Source organism: Kutzneria buriramensis (assembly GCF_003387475.1).
In the GTDB taxonomy this organism is placed as follows: Bacteria; Actinomycetota; Actinomycetes; order Mycobacteriales; family Pseudonocardiaceae; genus Kutzneria; species Kutzneria buriramensis.
Genome location: NZ_QUNO01000035.1, coordinates 1 through 21,234, shown reverse-complemented (window position 1 = coordinate 21,234; position 21,234 = coordinate 1). Strand labels below are relative to the sequence as shown.

Sequence of the window (21,234 nt, the reverse complement as noted above, 5' to 3'; positions counted from 1 at the left end):
GTGGTTGCGGATGTGGGAGCCGTAGGTCGCCCCGGTGACCTCGGCGACGCGGTGCGCGTCTGACCAGGTGCGGATCCACTCGTCGATCGTGGTCTGCGCGAGCCGAACGTGGGCGGAGTTCCTTCGGGGTTCAGATGACCTGTTCAGTACCCCGAAGCTCATCAGGTTCGGTGAGCTCGAAACGCTCACGGTCGATGCCGGAATCGATGACCGGTACTGGGGCCCCGCTCCCGTCGGATCTGAGTCCGGGCCTGATGATCCGGAGCCGGACGAGGCCGCGCCTGAGTCCGATGACGACGAGGCCTCGCAGGAGGTCTTCGAGCTGCTCGCGCTCTTCGGCGATGACGAGGGCCTGTACGACAACGCGGCCAGCATCGATGACGAAGCCGGGGCGGCTGGCGGGGGCCGCTCGTGATGCGCGCGTACGTCCTTCCGGAGCCCGAGCTTGAGTTCGGTGGCGCCAGCCGCCACATCGATCCACGGTTCGGGATCAGTACGTTCGGACCCGCCGACCTGGGCGCACCCGAGCAACCTAAAGCCATGCGGATCGGTCTCGTCGGTTCCGACAGCGACCTGGAAGCTCTCAAACTGTGGCTGGAACGCTGCCGCGACGAGATCCCGGCCAAGGACGAGCGCTACCCGCATCTGTTCCCGGCGTTTCCCGGATGCGACGTAGACCGCGGTCTCTGCTCGACGGTTGTCTTCTCCGACCGCGCCACGAACACGATCAGTCCAGCTGCCCTTCGCGAGATTGATCGGGCCACCGGCACGACCGCGCTCGATCGTGCCGTCGAGGCCTACTGCGACGAGGCTCGTGCCCTCGCGGAACGCAACCGTGTCGATGTCATCGTCATGGCGCGACCGACCGGGCTCAAGGACCTCGCCATGCCGCCGCGCGGCCACTCCCGACAGAAGACCGATGACGGTGCAGACGCCGACGTAGCGGCCGATGTCGCCATGCGGTTCGCCAACTTCCACGACCTCGTCAAGGCGCGACTGCTGTCCATCGGCACGCCGGTTCAGATCGTCCGACGAAGCACGTTCGACGAGTCAGTCGCACCACCGACCGGATCGAGCCGTCAAGACGAGGCCACCCGAGCCTGGAACCTGCACGTAGCGCTGTATTACAAGGCTGGTGGCGTGCCATGGCGGATGCAGCGGGACAGCCGCGATCTGACGACCTGCTTCGTCGGCGTGTCGTTCTACCAGTCAGGCGGCGACGGCAACCTGGAGACTGCGGTAGCCCAGGTCTTCAACGAGCGCGGCGACGGAGTAGTCGTTCGAGGCGAGTCGGCGCTACCCCGCGGCGATGATCGGCAGCCTCATCTGTCCGGCGACGGCGCGTCGCGCCTCCTTCTGAGCGCACTCGACGAGTACCGCCGCGAACACCGCACGGAACCCGCTCGAGTGGTCATCCACAAGACGTCGGCCTTCACCGACCATGAGGCCGAGGGCTTTCGGGCAGCAGCCGACGACCGCCGGCTCGATGCACTCGACCTGACCTGGGTGACATCGAGCGACGGGATCCGCGCGTATCGCCGAGGTGATGCGCCGCCACTCCGGGGAACCATGGTCGAACTCAGCCACCACGAAGGCCTGCTGTACACGAAGGGCAGCATTGACTTCTACTCCACGTACCCGGGCATGTATATGCCGACGCCGATCGCCATCCGTGCTCTCTCCCCGACAAAGTCGATCCGTGCTCTGGCGGACGAGGTCATGGCGCTCTCGAAGATGAACTGGAACCAGACGCGGCTCGATGGCAGGTTGCCCGTGACGCTCCGGACTGCCGACCAGGTCAAACGCGTACTGCGGTTTGTCGATTCGTCGTCACCTGTCGCAGCCAGGTATGCGCAATACATGTGACGCGGGAGCCTGGCCAGTGTCCGAAGCCCTGGGTGTGACCACCGGGTGCGCCGTTCGTTGGCTGCCGGCCGCGAGCTGCTTGGACGGTGCTGCGACGAGGCGAGAAAGTAGCTCGACGCCGGCGGCAATCCTACCGGTCGTTCCAGGCGTCAGTGGCATCTGCATTGGTCGCGCCGCCCGGACCATTGACAGGAAACCGCACACCACCGATGCAGGGCGCAGTGGCTTGTTTGGGCGGACCTTCTCCGACACCTGAACTGCATTCAACGACTCTGAACGGACCTGCGCTGACCTGCGGAAGTCACGTTTCCGCAGGTCAGCGCATTATGGCGTCCTTGGTTCACACCTATGGGCTCTTCCAACTGCGCTTAACGGACCTCAACGGCGCTGAACCGCAGGTCAACGGCCTTGAACGAGCGTGCGTGACGATCGCGGCATGGGTGAGCACTTAGGACGTCTGGGAGCAGGCAAGGCTACTGCGGCCGGAGAGTCTCTCAAACGCACTCTTCAGCCGGCGAGCGGGCGAGCCGGTATTCCGTTTTTTGAGGTTCGTAAACTCGGGTCGTGCACGAGATCTGGGCGGGTGTGCGGAGCCGAGTCGAGGCCCTGGCGGGTCGGCCTGGCGCGGCCGAGGTGTTCGGTGCGTCAGGACACGGCTTCGCGCTGGACGCGCCCTTGACGCGGGAACAGCTCGTCGACTGGGAAACACGAGTCGGTGCGACCCTGCCCACCTCGTACCGCAGTTTTCTGACCGAGGTCGCGGCCGCTGGGGCCGGCCCGTACTACGGGCTGCTGGGCTTCCGGGTAATCGACGGGATCGCGCACTGGATCGGCGACAGGTGGCGCGGGCCAGCAGAGCTCAACCTGCGTGTCACGTTTCCCCACCGAGACACGTTCCAGCCGGACATGTGGCCACAGTTCGACGCGCTCCCTGCACCAGAGCAGTTCCCGACCCTAGCCGATCACGCCGAGGCCGTACGCCGGCGTGCGGAACTGGTGCAGGCGTTGGAGGACCGCGACGAGGCCGACACCTACGGCACCATCCCGCTGTCCCACCAGGGATGTGGCTACTACGACCTGCTGGTGGTCAACGGCCCTGACGCCGGCCACGTCTGGCTCGACGAACGAGCCTCCGACGGTCCTATCTCCCCATACACCGACGACACCGGCCACGTCACGTTCGAGCGCTGGTACCTGACCTGGTTGGAGCAGGCCGAAGCAACCTGCGCCCGACACACGGCCTGAACCGGGTGCTGATCGCCGAGCATCTGCTCGTGCCGCAGGTCGTGCGCGGGAACGCTCGCTCGGGCCGAAGGTCGGATGTCAATCCGGATGATGCGCGTGGCTCAAGCCTTCTTGGGGCCGTGGGCTACAGCGGCAGTAGGTCCTTGACGAGGCGGTATCGCACGTCCCACTGGGCATCGTCGCCGGAGGGCCACGGGAATCCGCCGTTGCTGAAGACCCAGTTCAGGTAGGAGACGAATGGCATCGGAGTGTCCCAGGTGAACGACCCGTCGGCGCAGCTGTCGGGTAGGACGATGCCGTAGGGCGAACCTCCGCTGGTGTTCTCCTTGTGAAACCGGTCGGGCGCAAGAGGCAGTTCGAACAGGTCGGACGTGCCCGGGACGTCGGTTCGGCGCTCGAGCCATGCCCGCATCGACGACTCGGGCGGGTAGCCGGTCCGCTCTACCTCGATCACGAGCGGATCAGCGGATGCCGAGGTGGGCCAGTGCGGGTGGGTGCCGACGAGCCAGACGTCTCCGACGATCCGTATCCAGGACATCAAGGTCATCGGCACCGTGTCGAATCGCTGCTGCAGCCAGTCCGCGTACGTCGCTGACGCCGGTGTCGGCGGTATGTGGGCCTGCATGGGGGTCTGGTCGTCGTTGTTGGCGTGGAACCGGTAGCCGTCGTTGGACAGGCGGTCGACGATGAGTTCGATGTTGTGCCGGGCGCGGCGGGCCATCTCGTCGCAGACGAGCTGTGCCTCCTGGGCGAATTCGGGCTCCCTGACGCGGCCCCCGAGTTGGCGCAACTCGTGCCAGACCTGTTTCCGCTGCCCGCTCTGATAGCGGCTGAGCCAACTCGATGGAGACACCATGGCGCAATCCTGCCCGAGCTGCTGATTCGGGCTGACACCAGCCGCACCCCTGACTCTTCCGTCAGCTGAACGAGGCATCCGCTCGTGCCGCTGGTCGTGTGCTGGCGCGTCCGCCTCTAGCCGATGGGCGGATGGTCCAGTCCAGGTCGGTATTCCTGGTCGAGTCTTCGCTGAGATCGCTGGGCTACAGCGGTATCAGGTCCGTGACGACGCGGAACCTCACGTCCCACTGGGCCTGGCCACCCGATCGGTTGTGAGGCCGCGCACGAGGCTCACGCGCTCCGGAGGAAATGAATGGTGCTGGCTCGTCAGGCCCGACAGACTGGCGTGCGTGCGCGAGCCAGGGCCGGACCTGCCAGTGTTGTGCGGCCTGGCCGCCAATCCAGCGTCACCACTCCCGGTGCTGCTTCGGCTGGCCGTGGACTCGATCCATGGTTCTCCAGCCCCGTCACGCGCGCTCCTCGACCGGGACCTTCTGCCAACACCGGTGGCCTGGGCACTGGCGAGACATCCCCACAGTGAGATTCGCCGGGGACTGGCCGCCCATCAGTCCACCCCCGAGGAGATCCGGTGCTCCCTGGCCAGGGACAGCGAACCGACGGTACGGGAGGCGGTCGCGGCCTGGCCGGAATCCCGGGTCCAGCTACCTCGGCCCCACCCTGTCACCGCCGACACCCTGCCCACCGAGGTCTACCGCGGCTTGGCGACCGATCCCGTGTCGTCGGTGCGAGCCGCAGTGGGCATGAACCGTCATGTCCCGCAAGCCGTACGTGTCCTGCTGGCCCGCGACCCCGACCCGGGGGTCCGCCGCTGTGCCGCCCTGCGCGACCTGCCGCCGGCGGTGCTTCACCAGCTCATGGCCGATGCCGATCGCGGGGTGCGCCAGGCCGCCCTGATGACGGCGGTCGTTCACGCGCCGGAAGCGACGATCTCCGCGGAACAGGCCGCGATCTTCGACGACGATCCGGTCTTCTATCGGCTGACAGCGATGGAGTTGGTCGAACTGACTCCACAGCTGCTGGCGGACCTGTGGACGCAGCCGGACCTGCGGGCGGCACTCGCCCGCAACCCCAGCCTCCCGCCCGAGAACATGCGGGTCCTGCTGGAGGATGCCGGTGCGCGTGTCGCCCTCGCCGGCAATCGAGGGCTTCCGTTGTCCGTCGTGGAAGAACTCGTTGCCACCGACGATGCCGAAGTCCACCGGGAACTGCTGTGCCGAACCGACCTGCCCGACGGCCTACGACGACGCCTGATCGCCGCCGACGAGGCCGCCGAGCCCCTTCCCCCCGCGCGGTCGCTTCATCCCGATCACGCCGGTCTGGCGGAGCGCCTCAGCTATCCCGACCACCCCAACCCCGCGTTCCGCCGCGCCGTGGCCTTGTCCGACGATCTGCCGCCAGGCGCCGTCCACCGCCTGGCCAAGGATGCGGACTTCAGCACCCGACTGCTGATCTGCGAACGCCCCTCCGACGTCCCCACGCCGATCCTGGTCGATCTCATCGCGCACTGGCACGGTCACAGCCGCGAGGACCTGCTTCGCCACCCCCCCCCCGCCTACCAGCGGAAGCCATGTCCGCCCACGCGGCTGGCGACAGCCCCCGGGACCGCCAAGCAATCGCATCGCGGGCCGACCTTCCGTCCGAACTCGCACTCAGACTCCTCACAGACCCCGTGGTCACCGTGCGCCGCGTCGCCGCCGCCAACCCCAACCTTCCCCATGACCGTCTCTGCTCACTGCTGTCCGACCATGACCCGGTGCTTCGCGAAGGCGCGGCCAGCAACCCCGCGCTACCGGTCCATGTCATCGAACGGTTGCTCGCCGACACGTAGTGAAGACCACGTCCACGGGCGTGGTTGTGCGGTGGGGTTGCCGAGCTGCCCAACTGCGCTCCGCCACTCGCGTAGGCATTGGCGCGGTGACTGTGGTTGATGACAGGATGGCAGCGTGACGATTACCAGAAAGGTCCATGCCGCGTAGGCGGCCAGGCGCCATCCGCGCCGCACAGAGCCTCGAAGCGCACCGCATGCCCGCGTGGACAGGGGATCTGCCACCCATCGACCGGTTGTCGCCCCACACGAGCGCGGCCATCCGCCTGGCCGAGCACAGCCACCAGGGTCACCACATACGGCCGGACGGCACCGCTGAATTCCTCCGCCGCTACCGGAACTTCGTGCATCGACCCGAACGGAACCTGAGACTGGTCGCCTCGGAAATGCCGTGCTGCCCCGGCTGCCAGTACGACGACATCGCGGTCGTCAGAGATGCCCTGCAGGAGGTCATGAGAGTCCTGCCGCGTCAAGCGCGAATCGAACTGCGGCAGCTACTCGCCAACCTCGACGCCGAGTTCCGCCGCCGTACACTGCCCGACCCTGATCCAGAACACTGGACAGATTGGAGTGGGACGCCGGACGCCTGGTGGCATCGCCGGCTGTACCAGGGTGGTTAGCCACGCGCCGTGTCAGGTCTCGTGCTGGTAGATTCGGACGTCGGTGGGCACACGGCCGTTGAGCTCAAGCCACTCCGGGCGTCGCCGGACGGATCGACTCCAGTCGCGCAGCACAACGGAGTCCTCAGGCCACCACCACTCGTTGTGCGCCGCGACGGCCACGAGATGGTCGTCCAGCTCGAACACGAGCTCCAGATGAACCTGGACGTACTCGTCCGCATCGGCAACCGCGAACTGACGCACCAGATCAAGGTGGAACATCGGTGTGCCAGTGAACTCATAGACGCCGAACTGGTACAACAACCCGTCGGCATCCGCGATCGCGGGAACGGCGAAGGGGACTTCCGCGAAGCCGACGAACAAGTCCCATGCCGACGACGCACTCATGCCCAGCACCGGGTATCCAAGCCTGTCCACCATCGTCAGGAGAACATCGGCTGCATGATCAACTCTACGCGGCGCTGGCTTCACGCCGCCACGGTATCCGGGCGGGCTGGGCAGCAAGTAACGCACGCTCATGCCGCGAGCCGCGTGTTCCGCAGCTGCTCGCTCATGCCGATGTAGGCCCGCCCAACACGGTGGTCAGTAGGCTGAGGAGGCACTGTGGGAAGTTCGCGCGGTGACAGCCGAACGAAGTGAGATCAGACGTCGTCGTGGTCTGGGCGGCGGGCCCGGGGACCAGCACCTCCAGCGTGTCCGCCCGGTTCTGTTCCGTGCTGTGTCGCGCTGTCTTGACGACCCGGATCAGAAGGTGCGCGAGGCGGCGCTCGCCGCTTGCGTGCTGTTTTTGGATCATCCGTGCCTTCGGGATCGTCGTGTCGAGGTGGCGCCGCTGATACGTGACCTTGTGGTCACCGGAGTGGAGTGGCGCCACCGGGCGTGGGTGATCCGCGTGTCGGAGGCGTGGGGCGAGGACACCACCGGCCTGGATGACGGCCAGGAGGGTGGCACCGGCGGTGAACAATGCGAGCCGAGTCCGTGGGACTTGATTCCGCAGCCGAGCATTACCTCGGGTGACGCCTCCGACCCGCCGTTCTGACCGGTCATCCAGCAGTTCGCGGCACGAGTGTGCGTTGGCCGGCACTCCGGTCCGGTCGGCGTGGAAAGTGTCGCGGACGGGGACACCGATCCGTTGGACCACTGCGTCGGGGCCCGAACGTGTCGGCGAGGCAACCGGTGCGGCGGAGGCACGGACAGGCAGGGGCAGCCAGGTCTGAGGGGCTACCAGCAAGGCAGGGGGAGAGGTTCAGACAAACGGTTGGCCCATGTGGGGTGGCAGTTCGCGGCTGTGGTCGTAGCAGCGTGGCCAGCGCGGTGGTCATGATCAAGGACGGCGCAAGCCGACCAGTAGAATCTACGCGCCCGTCCTGGTGGCACAAGCGGTCCTCGTTGTCCAGTTGTCCGGCACGGTGTGCAGCCGCCGGTGCGACAGGTATGCGACCTTCGTCCGCAGTATCCGTTTTGCTTGATCGTTACGTGTTTTTGGTGACTCGAAAGGCTGTTCCCGCCCGGGCCCTTGGTCCCTAACGTGGTCACGTTTGTGAGCTGCGTGTGAGGGGGGCTTGGTAATGCGTATGTCGGCGCGTGTCCGAAGAGTCGCGGCTGTCGCCACGATGACGGTGATGGCCTTGGGTTTCGCGACCCAGAACGCGTCGGCCGAGCAGTTGGCGCTGCCGGCGTTGCACCTGCCGGCCTTCCCGGACCTCGGCGCGTGGTTGACGACCCCTCACTGGGGCGTGCTGCCCCAGCAGAGCGGCGGCAGCGCCGCAGGCCTGAGCCACTCCGCGTCGGCGGCCTCCACACATGCCACTGGTGGCGCGGGCAATCCGCGTGGTAAGGGCGCGGGCGAGTTATCCCCGTACCAGCCGCAGCCGCCGCGGCCACGCACCGGCCCAGGGCTCAGCCGGACCGTCGCGGCCGGGTTCGACGCCGCGACGAGTGTGCGGGTGCCGGGCAAGTCATCGGCGACGATGACGTTCTTCCAGAACACCGACGGCACGGCGACCCGCAGGTACAGCGAAGCCCCGGTCAACTACCAGGACGCCAGTGGGAACTGGCAGCCGATCGACACCACCGTCGAGCACGGCGCCGATGGTCGCTGGCATGAGAAGGCGAACTCGGCCAAGGTCGACTTCGCGCCCACCGCGACCGACCCGACACTGGCCAGTCTCGCGGTGGACGGCTCGCATGCGGTGGCCTACTCGGTGCAGGGCGCGGCCCCCGTGACCCCGCAGGTGTCCGGTTCGGACGTCACCTACGGCTCGATCCTGCCCAGCACCGACCTGCAGCTCGCGCCGAACGCGACCGGCGTCAAGGAAGCCATCGTCCTGCACGACGCGAAGGCCCCGTCGACCTGGACGTTCCCGCTCAAACTCACCGGCCTGACCCCGAAACTGGCCGCGGACGGCTCGGTCGACCTGGTCGACGCCGGCGGCACAACCAGGGAGCGGATCCCGCACGGCTACGCCTACGACTCGAAGACCAGCAAACCGGCGACGACCAACGCCGTCACCTACCAGCTGACCACGGTGGACGGTGCGCCGGCGCTGAAGGTCAGCCTGGACACGACCTGGCTGGCGGACTCGGCGCGGGTGTTCCCGGTGACGGTGGACCCGACCTTCGGCCTGGTCCCGACCACGACCTATGTCCAGAAGGACAGCCCGGGCGATCACTCGATGGAGCAGACGATCAAGGTCGGCTCCAGCAACGGCGGCGGCGACTCGGCCCTGTCGTTCCTGGCCATGCCCAAGGACATCGACAACCAGCACGTCCAAGTCACCGCGGCCGCGCTATCGGTGTTTGTCACCTCGGCCGGCAGCTGCACGCCGGCCCCGATGGACATCGTCAACCTGGTGCAGCCGTGGACGCCGACCACCGTGGCCTTCCCCGGGCCCGGCGGGGGCAGCCTGATGGGCACGGCCACGCCGAACGTGCCCACCGCGTGCACCAACACCGCCAACGACCACTCGCGCGGCGACTGGGTGTCGATCCCGTTGTCCACCGACGCGTTCAACGCCTGGTCCAACGGCAACCAGCCCGACTATGGCGTGGCGATCATCCCCAGAACCTATCAGGACCCGGCCCAGCGCAAGGAGATCGCGTCGTCGAACATGGGCGGCGCCGAGTGGCCGTACTTCACCATCACCACCTCCGGTGACGTGCCACCCCAGATCGACACCGTCTACCCGCCGAACAACGCCGCGGCGTCGACGACGACGCCGTGGTTGGAGGCGACCGCGCACGACCCGGACGGCACGGTCAGCACGATCACGGACTTCGATTTCCAGGCCGTGGACGCCAACAACACCACCGTCTTCGACTCCGGCACGGTGCACACCGGGGCGTCCTGGCAGGTGCCGGCCGGCAAGTTCCAATTCGGACAAACCTATTTCTGGACGGTCGCGGCCTCCGACGGGCAGGCGTGGTCGGACTGGTCGCCGTGGACGGCGATCTCGATCCAGGTGCCGCAGCCGGTGGTGACCTCGTCGTTGTCGCAGAACAACGGTGATCACGGCTTCGACCCCGGGATCGGCAACTACACGACCAGCGCGACCGACGCGGAGGTGCAGAGCGCCGGTCCGGCGTTGGCGGTGACGCGTGATTACAACTCGCGGGATCCGCGCACCTCGGGCGGGTTCGGCGCGGGTTGGTCGAGTGTGTTTGACGCCAAGGTCACCGAGTTGACCACCACCGACTTCAACAACAACCCGGTCTCGGTGAGCACCGTGGTGTCCTATCCGGATGGCTCGGAGGTCGGGTTCGGGCTGAACACAGACGGCTCGTACAGCTCACCGCAGGGTCGGTTCGCGGTGTTGCGGGCGTTGCCGAACAAGACCGGGTACACGCTGACCGACAAGAACGACACCGTCTACACCTTCGCCCAGGCGCTGTCCGGGGGTGGTTTCGGGATCAGCTCGATCACCGACGCCAACGGCCGCGCCCAGAACTTCACCTGGGCAAACGGACATATTTCGACGGCAACGTCGGCGGTGTCGGGCCGGGCTTTGCACTTCACGTGGTCCACCCCGTCCGGGGCGAGCAACGCGCATGTCGCGACGGTGGCTACCGACCCGGTGACGGCCGGGCAGCCGTCGACTGCGTTGACGTGGACCTACAACTACAGTGGCGATAACCTGACCAGCGCGTGCGCGCCGGGCGCGGGCACCGCGTGCACGACTTATGCCTACACGGGCACGTCGCAGTACCTGAACACGGCGTTGGATATCGGTCCGCATTCGTTGTGGCCGTTGGGTGAGCAGCCGGGTGCGACGACCGCGGTGAGCGCGATCCATGCCAACGAGGGCAATGACAACGGTACCTACAACAACGTCACCCTCGGCCAGCCCGGAGCGCTGGTGGGTTCGTCGGCGACGTCGGCCGGTTTCAACGGCACGTCGTCGTATGTTCAGTTGCCGACCTCTCTGAGCAGCGGCTGGAACGGGTCGGCGATCTCGATGTGGTTCAAGACCACCTCCACCAACGGGGTCCTGTACTCCTACAACGGCAGTGACCTGTCGCAGCACACCGTGGTCGGCAACTACGTGCCGGCGCTGTATGTCGGGTCGGACGGCAAGCTCAACGGCGAGTTCTACACGGGCAACGTCAGCCCGATGCAGTCCAAGACTCCGGTCAACGACAACCAGTGGCACCACGTGGTGTTGCAGGAATCGGGCAACAGTCAGGGCATGTACATCGACGGGGTGTTCGTCGACTATCGGGTCGCGAACATCCCGCTGATGACCAACTCCTTCCGCTACATCGGTGCCGGTTTCCTCGGTGGCGGTTGGCCGGACGAGTCGCACCAGGGCGGCGCGGCGACCGCGACCTACTTCAACGGCTCCATCGCCGACGTGGCGTTGTGGGACAAGCCGGTCTCCAGCGTCTACCACCCCCTGCTCTACCAAGCCGGTCTGCACTCCTCCTCGCTGTTGACGTCGGTGACCCGCCCGTCGGGCAATGTGCACGCCCAGATCACCTACGATCCGACCAGTGGCGCGGTGCAGCAGCTGACGGACGAGAACGGCGGGGTGTGGAAGGTCGGCGCGCCGACGGTGACCGGATCCAGCCAGGTCTACCGCTCGGCTGTGCTGGGCGCGGGCCCACGGGCGTACTACCGGCTCGGCGACACTGTCGGCGCGGCGCAGGCAGTCAGCGAGGTCAAGTACGGGGCTGGCACCTACAACGCCGTGACCCTCGGGTCGGCGGGTCCGTTCCAGGACGCGACCGCGGCCGCGTTCGATGGCACCAGTTCGTACGCGCAGATTCCGACGGATCTGGTGTACTCGTCGTCGCCGAGCATGTCGGCGGAGTTGTGGTTCTCCACCACGACCGGCGGCGGGATCCTGGTCGGCGCGGACACCAACCAGCTCGGTCCGTGTAACGGCACCGCGTGTACGCCGATCCTGTGGGTCGGCACGGACAACAAGCTGTACGGCAACTTCCGCACCACCGCCGGTGCGCCGCAGTTGATGTCGTCGAAGACGGTGACGGACGGTAAGTGGCATCATGCGGTGATCTCGGCGTCGTCGTCGAGCCAGTCGCTCTATCTCGACGGTGACGCGGTGCAGACCAAGGCGACGTCACCGATCGGTGGCGACGTGTACAGCTTCGCCTACCTCGGCGCGGGCACACCCGGCCTCGGCTGGAACGGCCTGCCCGGCGGAAACCCGGTGTATTTCAAGGGCTCGATCGCGGACGCGGCGTTCTACCGGTCGGCGTTGTCGTCGGATCAGGTCAGCCAGCACTTCACCGCGGCCAAGAACTCGCAGGGCCTGCTGCCGGTGTCCACGGTCAAGATCACCGACCCGGGCGGCAAGACCCTGACCTACCAGTACGACCTGGCCAACGGCAACCGCAAACTTTCAGAGACCGACGGGCTGGGCAACAAGACCAGCTACGGCTACGACTCCGCCGGCTTCCTCAACACCGTCACCGACCCCAACGGCGTGGTCAACACCACCGGCCACGACGTGCGCGGCAACACGGTGTCGCAGACGACGTGCCAGAACCAGTCCGCCGGTATCTGCTCGACCGCGTACTTCACCTACTATCCGGACGACACGACGAAGACGTTGACGCCGGATGCCCGCAACGACGTGATGTTGACCGTCCGGGATGGACGTTCGTCCAGCGCGACGGACAACACGTACCTGACGTCGTACAGCTACGATGCCAACGGCAACCGCACCGGCGTCACCACCCCGCCGGTACCGGGCTTCCCCAACGGGCGAACCACGACCATCGCCTACGCCAACGGCCTGCCGACCGTGACGACTTCACCGGGCGGGGCGAAGAACACCATCACCTACGCCGCCGGCGGTGATGTGCAGCAGACGCAGAACGCCGAAGGTCTGGTCACCAAGTTCACCTACGACGGCCTGGGCCGGGTGGCGACCAAGACCGAGGTCTCGGACTCCTATCCGAACGGCCTGGTCACCAGCTACGGCTACGACGGCCAGGACCACGTCACCACGCAGACCGATCCGGTGGTGACCGACCGGATCACCGGCGCCACCCACAACGCGACCACCACCAGCGTCTACGACGCCGACGGCAACATCACCTCCCAGACCGTGGCCGACGGCACCGGTGGCGACGCGTCGCGGACGTCGACCTCGACGTACAACACGTTGGGGGAGTTGGCGTCCTCGACTGATGCCAGCGGCAACACGACCACGTTCACCTATGACGCCTACGGGCACAAGGCGTCGGACACGGACCCGAATGGAGCCGAGACTGACTTCACCTACGACCCCGACGGTCACGAGCTGACGCAGTCGATCCAGTACACCGGCAGCCCGCTCAACCCGCACGCGGCGACGCCGCTGGTGGAAAAGTCGACGGCGTATGACCCGACGGGTCGGGTCGCGTCCGAGACGGACTCGATGGGTAACAAGACATCCTACACCTATTTCGACAACGGGTTGAAGGCGACCGAGACCAAGACCGACCCGACCGGCGTCAACTCGTTCGTCAAGGAACAGGACTTCTACGACGCCGCCGGCAACCAAATCAAGAAGGTCACCAACAACGGCGCCACCACCGAGACATCGACGATCGACGCCGCGGACCGCACCATCCAGACCGTCACCGATCCCGGCGGGTTGAACCGGACGACCAGCGTGTCCTACACGCCGGACGACAAGCCGGCCGTCACGACGATGTCGGACTCCACCGGCGCGGTGCGTACCACGGCCGCCACCTATGACCCGATGGGCAACCTGATCTCGCAGAGCTTGTTCACCGACGGCGCCGGCCGCCCCGCGGGGTGGTGGCCGCTGAACCAGACCACCGGCACGACCGTGCCCGACACCTCAGGTAACGGCAACACGGCCGCGGCCACCAACGTCACCTGGACCGATGGGGCGGCGAGTTTCGACGGTACGAGTTCGCAGATCGACACCAACGGGCCGGCGCTGAACACGGCGGGCAGTTACAGCGTGTCGGCGTGGGTGAAGCTGACCAAGGTCGGCGGCTACTACACCGCGGTCTCCCAAGGCGGCAACGGCGACTCGAGCTTCTACCTGCAGTACAACGACCACCTTCAGGGGTGGACGTTCGACAGCCCGAACATCGAGAGCAGCACCCCGACCAACATCCCGGCAGCGCACGACACCCAGCCGCCGGCCCTGAACACGTGGACGCATCTCGTCGGCATCTTCGACTCCTCGACCAGCACGATGTCGCTGTACGTGAACAACCGGCTGGCCGGCACCGACACCAACACCACGCCCTGGTCGGGCAAGGGGTCGCTGGTGATCGGCGCGACGCACAACACCAACGGTGTGCAGGGCGACTACTTCCCGGGCGAGATCGGCAACGTCCAGGTCTACCAGCGGGCCCTGTCCGCGACCGACGTGCAGACCCTGTTCAATACCGGCCGTTCTGGTGGCACCACAGCCTCGTCGCACGCGATCACCATGACGCGCACGCTGGACCAGCGCGGACTGCCGACCTCGGCCACCGACCCCGACGGCAACACCACCACCTACAACTACGACGAGGCCGGCCACCTCGCCGTCACCACCTCGCCCGTGGTGTCGGCCGAAACCCATGGTGGCACCCCGGCCCAAGTGCATCCGGTGTCGATGACCGGCTACAACACCTTCGGCGAGGCCACGGAAAAGGATGACCCGAACGGCAACGTCACCACCACGGTGTACGACGCCGCCGGCCGCCCCGTGTCGATCACCCGCCCGAACTACACCCCGCCCGGCTCGTCCACACCGATCACCGCGGTCACCGTCAAGACCTACGACAAGCTCGGCAACCTGACGCAGGTGTCCGATCCGCTCAACCGGGTCACCAAGTACGTCTACGACCAGCTCGGCGACAACGTCCGCACCACCGACCCGGCCGGCAACAACGTGGACACCGTGTTCGACACCAACGGCGACAAGCTGTCGGTGACCGACCAGGCCGGCGCCCAGACCCAGGCCACCTACGACTACCTCGGCCGGCAGATCACCTCCACCACCCTGGAGCGCTACCCCTCCACGATCACGTCCACGACCACGAACTCCTACGCCGGCTCGCCCGGCAACGCGTTCCTCGCCTCGACCACCACCCAGAGCGGGGCGAACACCCAGTACGGGTATGACGCGCTGGGGGAGAAGACGTCGATCACCGACCCGGCCGGCAACATCACCCGCTCCACGTACGACTTCCTGGGGCGTAAGACGTCGACCACACTGGCCGACGGCTCCTCGACCGCCACCACGTATGACACCTCGGGTAACCCGGTGTCGGTGGCGCAGAAGGCCCCCTCCGGGGCGGTGCTGGCCACGTCGTCGGCGACGTTCGATGACAACGGGTTCCAGCTGTCGACGACCGACGCGTTGGGCCACACGACCCGGTTCACGCACGACGCCACCGGGGCGGTGACCCAGGAGGTGCAGCCGACCTCGGCGACCGCGTCGATCACCACGTCGTTTGGGTATGACACCGCCGGTAACCGGACCCGGTTCACCGACGGCCGCGGCAACTCCACGATCTACACCTACACGCCGTGGAACCTCAAGGAATCGGTGATCGAACCGACCACCGCCACCTATGGAAGTGCGGCGGATTCCACCTTCACCACCGCCTATGACGCCGACGGTGAGCCGGTGTCGCAGACCCAGCCGGGCGGGGTGACGATCACCGCCACCTACGACGCGGTCGGCAACCTGCTGACGCAGAACGGCACCGGGGCGGATGGGCAGACCGCCAACCGCACCTTCGGCTACGACTCGGTCGGGCGGATGACCTCCGCCGCCACCAGCGCGATCGGCACGTCGGTGCCGGCGTCGAATGAGACATTCACCTACAACGACCGCGACGAGTTGCTGTCGGCGTCCGGCTCGGCGGGGTCATCGTCGTTCGGGTACAACGCCGATGGCCTGATGACCACCCGTACCGACGCGTCGGGGACCAGCAGCTACGGCTATGACTCAGCCGATCGGCTGTCCACGATCCAGGACTCGATCACCGGCACCCAGCTGACCTACGGCTACAACACGCTCGACCAGGTCAACTCGGTGAAGTACGGGTCGGGCAACCAGCGCACCTTCGGCTACGACGGGTTGCACCGCCTGGCCAGCGACACGCTGAAGACCTCCGGCGGCGCGACCGTCGCGTCGATCGGGTACGGCTACGACCTCAACGGCAACCTGACCTCCAAGACCACCACCGGTTTCGCCGGTTCCGCCGCGAACACCTACACCTATGACCAGGCCAACCGGCTGACGTCGTGGAACAACGGTTCGTCCACGGTCAACTACGCCTACGACGCGTCGGGCAACCGGACGCAGGTCGGGTCGAACGTCTACACCTACGACGCCCGTGACCAGCTGACTTCCGACGGCGTCAACTCGTACACCTACACCGCGCGGGGCACCATGTCCTCGCAGACGTCGACCGCCGGCACGACCCGGTCCACGTCGGATGCGTTTGGTGAGATGACGTCGCAGGGCAGCCAGTCCTATACCTACGACGCCCTCGGCCGGGCACTCACCGACACCGGCACGACGTTCGCCTACTCGGGTATGGGCAACACTCCGGCCTCCGACGGGGTCAGCACCTACAGCTACGACCCCTCGGGCGGTTTGGTCGGTATCGGCAGCTCCGGCGTCAACACGCTGGCGTTCGTCGATCAGCACACCGATGTCGTCGGTGACTTCACCGCTAACGGCACGTCGCTGTCGGGGTCGACGACTTACGACCCGCTGGGCAATGTCACCGCCACGACGAACCAGGCTGGGCGGTTGGGTTTCCAGTCTGGCTGGACCGACACCTCGACCGGCAAGGTGAACATGGCCGCGCGGTGGTACTCGCCGCAGACCGGCCAGTTCATGAACCGGGACACCGCCTCCCCGGATCCCCTGCCCAACTCGGCCGCGGCGAACCCGTTCGCCTATGTCGATGACGACCCGTTGACCCGCACTGACCCGTCCGGGCATGGCTGGTTCTCCGACTTCGTGTCGTCGGCCTTCCACGCCGTCACCCACGTCGTGCACACAGTCGCCCGGTATGTCGCGGTGCACGTGGTGCAGCCGGTCGTGCACGCGGTTCAGGTCGTGGTGCATGCCGTCGCCGACGCCTACCACGCCGTCGTTCGCGCCGCCGCTCGCGTGGTGCAGCGGGTTGTCCGCGTAGTCCGGGTTGTGTATCACGCGGCGGTGCATGTGGTGCAAACGGCATATCACGCCGTATCCACAGCGGTCCATCACGCCGTAGCAGCGGTGACGACAGCGGCAAAGGCCGTTGGCAACGCTGTCACCTCTGCGGCCAAGGCTGTGGCATCCGTGGCCAAGAAAGCGGTCGCCACCGCGACCAACTTCATCAAGGCCCACGCCTCAACCATCGCCGGTATTGCCGTCGGCATCGCGGTGGGTCTGGCTTGTACCGCCATCGCTGCCCCCGCCGGCCCTGTCGGTGTCATGGGCTGCGCCGCGTTGGCAGGCGCCGCCGGCAATGCCGTGTCCTATGCGATGGACTGCCATGCCAGCCACACCTGCTCGCTCGGCGGCGCCGCCGAAGCCATCGGTCTTGGCGCTCTTGGCGGCGCCTTGGGTGCCGGTCTCGCTGGTCCTCTCGGCGGCAAGCTCGTCGCCAATGCCCTCGAAGACGTCATGCCCAAGGTTGCCGCCTCCGCCCTCGTCGGCCTCGGCGCTGGCGCCGCCTCCGGCGCCGTCACCTCGGCCGTCGGCTACGGCGCGTCCTGCGGCTCCTCACAGGATGGCTGCTCCCTCTCCGGCGCCGCCTCCGCAGTCGGCTCCGGCGCCCTGTGGGGCGGGTTGATCGGCGGCATTGCCGGCGGCCTGTCTTCCGGAAGCAGCGGGGCGGCTGCCGCCGATGGGGAGGGGGCTGGGGCTGAACACGGGCCGGCCGAGTCTGAACCCACCGCCGGGAAGGCGGAGAAGGAGAACACTGGCTGCGTGACCCACAGCTTCGTCGGCTCCACCGGGGTGCTGATGTCGGACGGCTCCAGCAAACCCATCAGCCAGGTCAAGGTAGGCGACAAGATCGCCAACTCCGTCCCCGGCGACACGACGTTGCAGACCCACACCGTGCAGAACGTCATCGTCACTCAAACCGACCGGGACTTCGTCGATCTGACCGTCAAGAAGCTCGCGACCAAGCTCGGCAAGGCCGCTGCCGGCGTGGCCTTGGCCGCCGCTGCGGTTCTCGGCTCCGCCGCCCCAGCCTCCGCCGACACCTCGACCCTGACGACGACCTACCATCACCCCTTCTACGACATCACCCAGACCGCCTTCGTCGACGCCGTCAACCTGCACCCCGGCGACCAACTCCAAACCGCCGACGGTGCCACAGCCGAAATCACGTCCACCCGGGCCTATCACGAGGCCGATGTCACCTACGACCTGACCATCGACGGCCTGCACACCTACTACGTCGAAGCGGGTGCCACCGCTCTCCTCGTTCACAACTGCGATAATGTCAACTGGAGCCCGAAGAGCACGAAGACCTTCGGTCACGTGTTCGAACGACATGGCGCGGGAGGGAAGAATCTCAAGGGGCTCGTCGGACGAGCCGCCAGCACAGGCGAAGAGCAAGGTCAGTGGCTGGACAACAACGCAGCAGCCGACCTGTTGCGTGAACACTGGGATCCAGACAATCTGGAGCCGAGGGTGATCGATATTCCAGAAGGACTTGGCCAGGTCGTACGACCGGACGGCACAATCGTTCCAGCCAGTCGAGCGGTAATCGTTCCACGTAAGCCTGGCGGGGTTTACAAGACGGCATATCCGGTCAGCGACGATTTTGAAGGATAGTAATGACGTTCGAGATCGAAATCGACACATCGGAAGCCATCCGCGCTTCCGGAACCGGATCGACCGACCTGAGGGGCGATCTAGACGAACTGGCGCTACCCTTGTGCGATCTCCTGGACGAGGCTGGCGTCAAGTTCCGGGCCGGCGGATTCGGCGACGATCAATGGCCTGTCGATGTCCGATTCGATCTTGCCAGCATAATACCCCAACTGCCCAGCGTTATTGACAGCCTAAACTCTGGATCGGACACGGAGCTCGACTTTTTCGAGCAGGGGATACAGCGGCTGATAGTCATCACGTTCCACGGTGACCAAGCAGTCTTGAAATGCCATTCATCGGGAAAGTGGAAGCCTCGAGAGTTGCAAGAAGAACGTTCACGCAGAGATCTCGGTGACATGCTCATCAGGTTCGTTAATAAACTCTCGGCTGCGGTTTCCCTCGTTGCGCCAGAGCTCTCCATAATCGAACCATTCACAACGTGGGCAAGACTCTGAGGAGATTGCGACCGACGCTGACGCGCGTTCCCCGGTCCCTCGTGTTTCGCGGTTCTGATCGGTCATGTTCCGGCGGCGTGTCCTGGTCGAAAATGTCGTCACCGGCTGTGAGCTGGGGTTTTAGGCGGCTGGTTCATAGTCGTTGAGTAGTCCCGCGAGGCGTCTCGTGCGCTTGATCCTGTCCGGCGGGATAGGCAACGGGGTCACGTGTACCGTGCCAAAAGTCGACGCGTGGGCGGTGACCAGGTGTTTCGCCGGCCAGGTCAGGCGACACGCCGGTACTCGTTGATCACGCCGCCGAGGACCTTCCGGCGTGTGATCGGAGCGTCCAGGTGGATGACGACCGCCGGATCATGGTTCGGTGGCCGCTGATCGAGGCCTTGGTGTGGCCGGTGGTCATTGAAATGCCGGGCGTACTCGCCCAGGATGGCGGTGGCGTGGCGCTCGTTGTAGATCAGCATCCGATCGGTGCACTCCGTTCGGACGCTGCGTACGAATCTCTCGGCGTAGCAGTTCGCTCGAGGTGTCCTTGGCGGGATCTTGACGGGCTCGATCCCTTCGCCGAGGAATACAGCGTCGAATCCTCTGGTGAACTTCGTGTCTCTGTCGCGGATGAGAAACCGGAACGAGGCGATCCGTTCGCCCAGGCCCTCCACCAGGTTGCGTGCCTGCTGGGTGACCCACGATGCGGTCGGGTTGGCAGTGACACCGAGGATGTGCACTCTGCGGGTGCGGACCTCCATCACGAACAGCACGTAGAGCCTGCGCAACCCGATGGTGTCGATGTGGAAGAAGTCGCAGGCCAGCAAGCCTGAGGCTTGATTACGCAGGAATGCCCGCCACGTCGTGTCCACGCCTCGTGGTGCCGGGCCTGTGCGGTCACGGGTCAGGACCCGGCGGACTGTCCCGGCGCCAGCCTGGTGACCAAGTCGAGCCAGTTCCCCCTGGATCCGCCGGTGCCCCCAGGTTGGATTCTCGCGTGCCAGACGCGTCACCAGCTCGCGGATCTCCTCGGCGATCGGCGGGCGACCTGTCTGGTGCGGAAACGTCCATTCCTTGCGAACCAGGCGGCGGTGCCAGGCCAGTACCGTGGCCGGTGTGACGATCCGGTCTATCCGTAGATGGCGCGGCAGCAGTCTGCAGAGGGCCGACACGATCGCGCGGTCCGGCCATGTGAGACGCGGTCTGTGGATCTGGCGGCGCAGTACAGCGACCTCGTGCCGCAGCACCAGCACCTCGGCGATTAACACAGTCCTGCTGCCAGCGAACAGCACCAGCCATCCGAGCACCCGCACGGTTAGCAAGTACAAGAGACGGAACGCCACGGGAAGTGATCATGCCGGGGTGCCGCTGGTGGCTAAACGCCAGGTCACGGCTGCAGCATCGAGTTCTGGCACGGTACACGCAACCAGCCGATGCTTCCCGGCGCCGAGGAGTGGGGGCACTGATGGCTGTCGATTTTTGGTCGGTGATCGGCTCGAACGCCGTGACGAGTCGGGCGGATATCGAAGTGGCAGTAGCCCAAGTAGAACAGCGACTGCGTGCGCTGGACCCGTCGGATCTGGTCAGCTTCCAAGATCAGCTTGAGCGGAATCTGGATGCGTTGGACTTGAGCGCTCTTGCGTCCATCCCAGTTGAATTGGCGGGCGGCCTGGTCCTGGAGCAAACCGCCGATCACTTCCTTTACGCGCGGTGCGCGTGCCTGCTTGCCGGTCGGGATGAGGTTCGGGGGGTGCTCGAGAGCTCGGAGCGCTTCGGTGACTTCGTCGCTCCGAGGCTCCAGTCAGCCGAGGCGCTGCTTTATCTCGCGCGAACTGAGCATCAACGGCGGACGGGCGAGCCAATGGGATAGTCCTCCAGGGCCTGTCCTGGTCGAAAACCTTGCGGCTGGCTGTGAGCTGGGGTTTTAGGCGGCGGGTTGGTACTCGTTGAGCAGTCCTCCGAGGCGCTGCCTGTGCTTGATCCGGTTCGGTGTGGTGGGCAATGGGACCACGTTCGGGTCGTCATCGGGCGCGCGTAACCCAACGCCCCGAGCTTGGTGACTGCGGCCG

At 66.2% G+C, this 21,234-nt stretch carries 11 protein-coding genes; 8 read left to right on the top strand and 3 right to left on the bottom strand.

All coding sequences use genetic code 11. The features are described from left to right. Positions 1-34 precede the first annotated feature (34 nt). From BCF44_RS56325 to BCF44_RS52170, 3 genes are all read left to right on the top strand, one after another. Positions 35-415, top strand: coding sequence for a hypothetical protein (locus BCF44_RS56325; RefSeq protein WP_170218230.1), 381 nt, complete (start codon positions 35-37; stop codon positions 413-415). Next, positions 415-1,866, top strand: coding sequence for an argonaute/piwi family protein (locus tag BCF44_RS52175; RefSeq protein WP_170218229.1), 1,452 nt, complete (start codon positions 415-417; stop codon positions 1,864-1,866). The genes BCF44_RS56325 and BCF44_RS52175 overlap by 1 nt, the downstream gene beginning before the upstream one ends. Before the next feature lie 564 nt (positions 1,867-2,430). Further along, a complete protein-coding gene (locus tag BCF44_RS52170) occupies positions 2,431-3,111 on the top strand; it encodes an SMI1/KNR4 family protein (protein WP_116182063.1) in 681 nt (226 codons plus the stop codon). Between the two features lie 124 nt (positions 3,112-3,235). Here BCF44_RS52170 and BCF44_RS52165 read toward each other — a convergent pair whose 3' ends face one another. Next, on the bottom strand, positions 3,236-3,967 hold the full coding sequence (locus tag BCF44_RS52165) for a hypothetical protein (protein WP_147329022.1): 732 nt from the start codon (positions 3,965-3,967) through the stop codon (positions 3,236-3,238). A 700-nt stretch (positions 3,968-4,667) separates the two neighbouring features. Here BCF44_RS52165 and BCF44_RS55085 point away from each other — a divergent pair. Further along, positions 4,668-5,897 carry a hypothetical protein gene (locus BCF44_RS55085; RefSeq protein ID WP_147329021.1) on the top strand — a complete coding sequence of 410 codons (1,230 nt, stop codon included), beginning with the start codon at positions 4,668-4,670 and terminating at the stop codon, positions 5,895-5,897. A 529-nt stretch (positions 5,898-6,426) separates the two neighbouring features. Here BCF44_RS55085 and BCF44_RS52145 read toward each other — a convergent pair. Continuing rightward, positions 6,427-6,885 (bottom strand): hypothetical protein, encoded by a 459-nt coding sequence (locus BCF44_RS52145; protein WP_147329020.1) that lies wholly within the window; start codon positions 6,883-6,885, stop codon positions 6,427-6,429. Between the two features lie 148 nt (positions 6,886-7,033). Between BCF44_RS52145 and BCF44_RS55080 the strand changes: the two genes are divergently transcribed. From BCF44_RS55080 to BCF44_RS52125, 3 genes are all read left to right on the top strand, one after another. Beyond that, positions 7,034-7,453 (top strand): hypothetical protein, encoded by a 420-nt coding sequence (locus tag BCF44_RS55080; protein WP_147329019.1) that lies wholly within the window; start codon positions 7,034-7,036, stop codon positions 7,451-7,453. Positions 7,454-8,036: 583 nt separating this feature from the next. Next, positions 8,037-18,689, top strand: a complete 10,653-nt coding sequence (locus tag BCF44_RS52130; protein WP_170218228.1) for a LamG-like jellyroll fold domain-containing protein — start codon at positions 8,037-8,039, stop codon at positions 18,687-18,689. Positions 18,690-18,691: 2 nt separating this feature from the next. Beyond that, the gene (locus BCF44_RS52125; protein ID WP_116182054.1) at positions 18,692-19,183 is read left to right on the top strand and encodes a hypothetical protein; all 492 of its coding nucleotides are present in this window, start codon (positions 18,692-18,694) and stop codon (positions 19,181-19,183) included. Between the two features lie 263 nt (positions 19,184-19,446). Here the strand turns inward: BCF44_RS52125 and BCF44_RS58350 are convergent, their stop codons facing one another. Continuing rightward, positions 19,447-20,508, bottom strand: coding sequence for an integrase core domain-containing protein (locus BCF44_RS58350; RefSeq protein ID WP_116182053.1), 1,062 nt, complete (start codon positions 20,506-20,508; stop codon positions 19,447-19,449). Positions 20,509-20,630: 122 nt separating this feature from the next. Between BCF44_RS58350 and BCF44_RS52115 the strand changes: the two genes are divergently transcribed. Continuing rightward, positions 20,631-21,035 carry a DUF4240 domain-containing protein gene (locus BCF44_RS52115; RefSeq protein WP_170218227.1) on the top strand — a complete coding sequence of 135 codons (405 nt, stop codon included), beginning with the start codon at positions 20,631-20,633 and terminating at the stop codon, positions 21,033-21,035. Positions 21,036-21,234 lie beyond the last annotated feature (199 nt).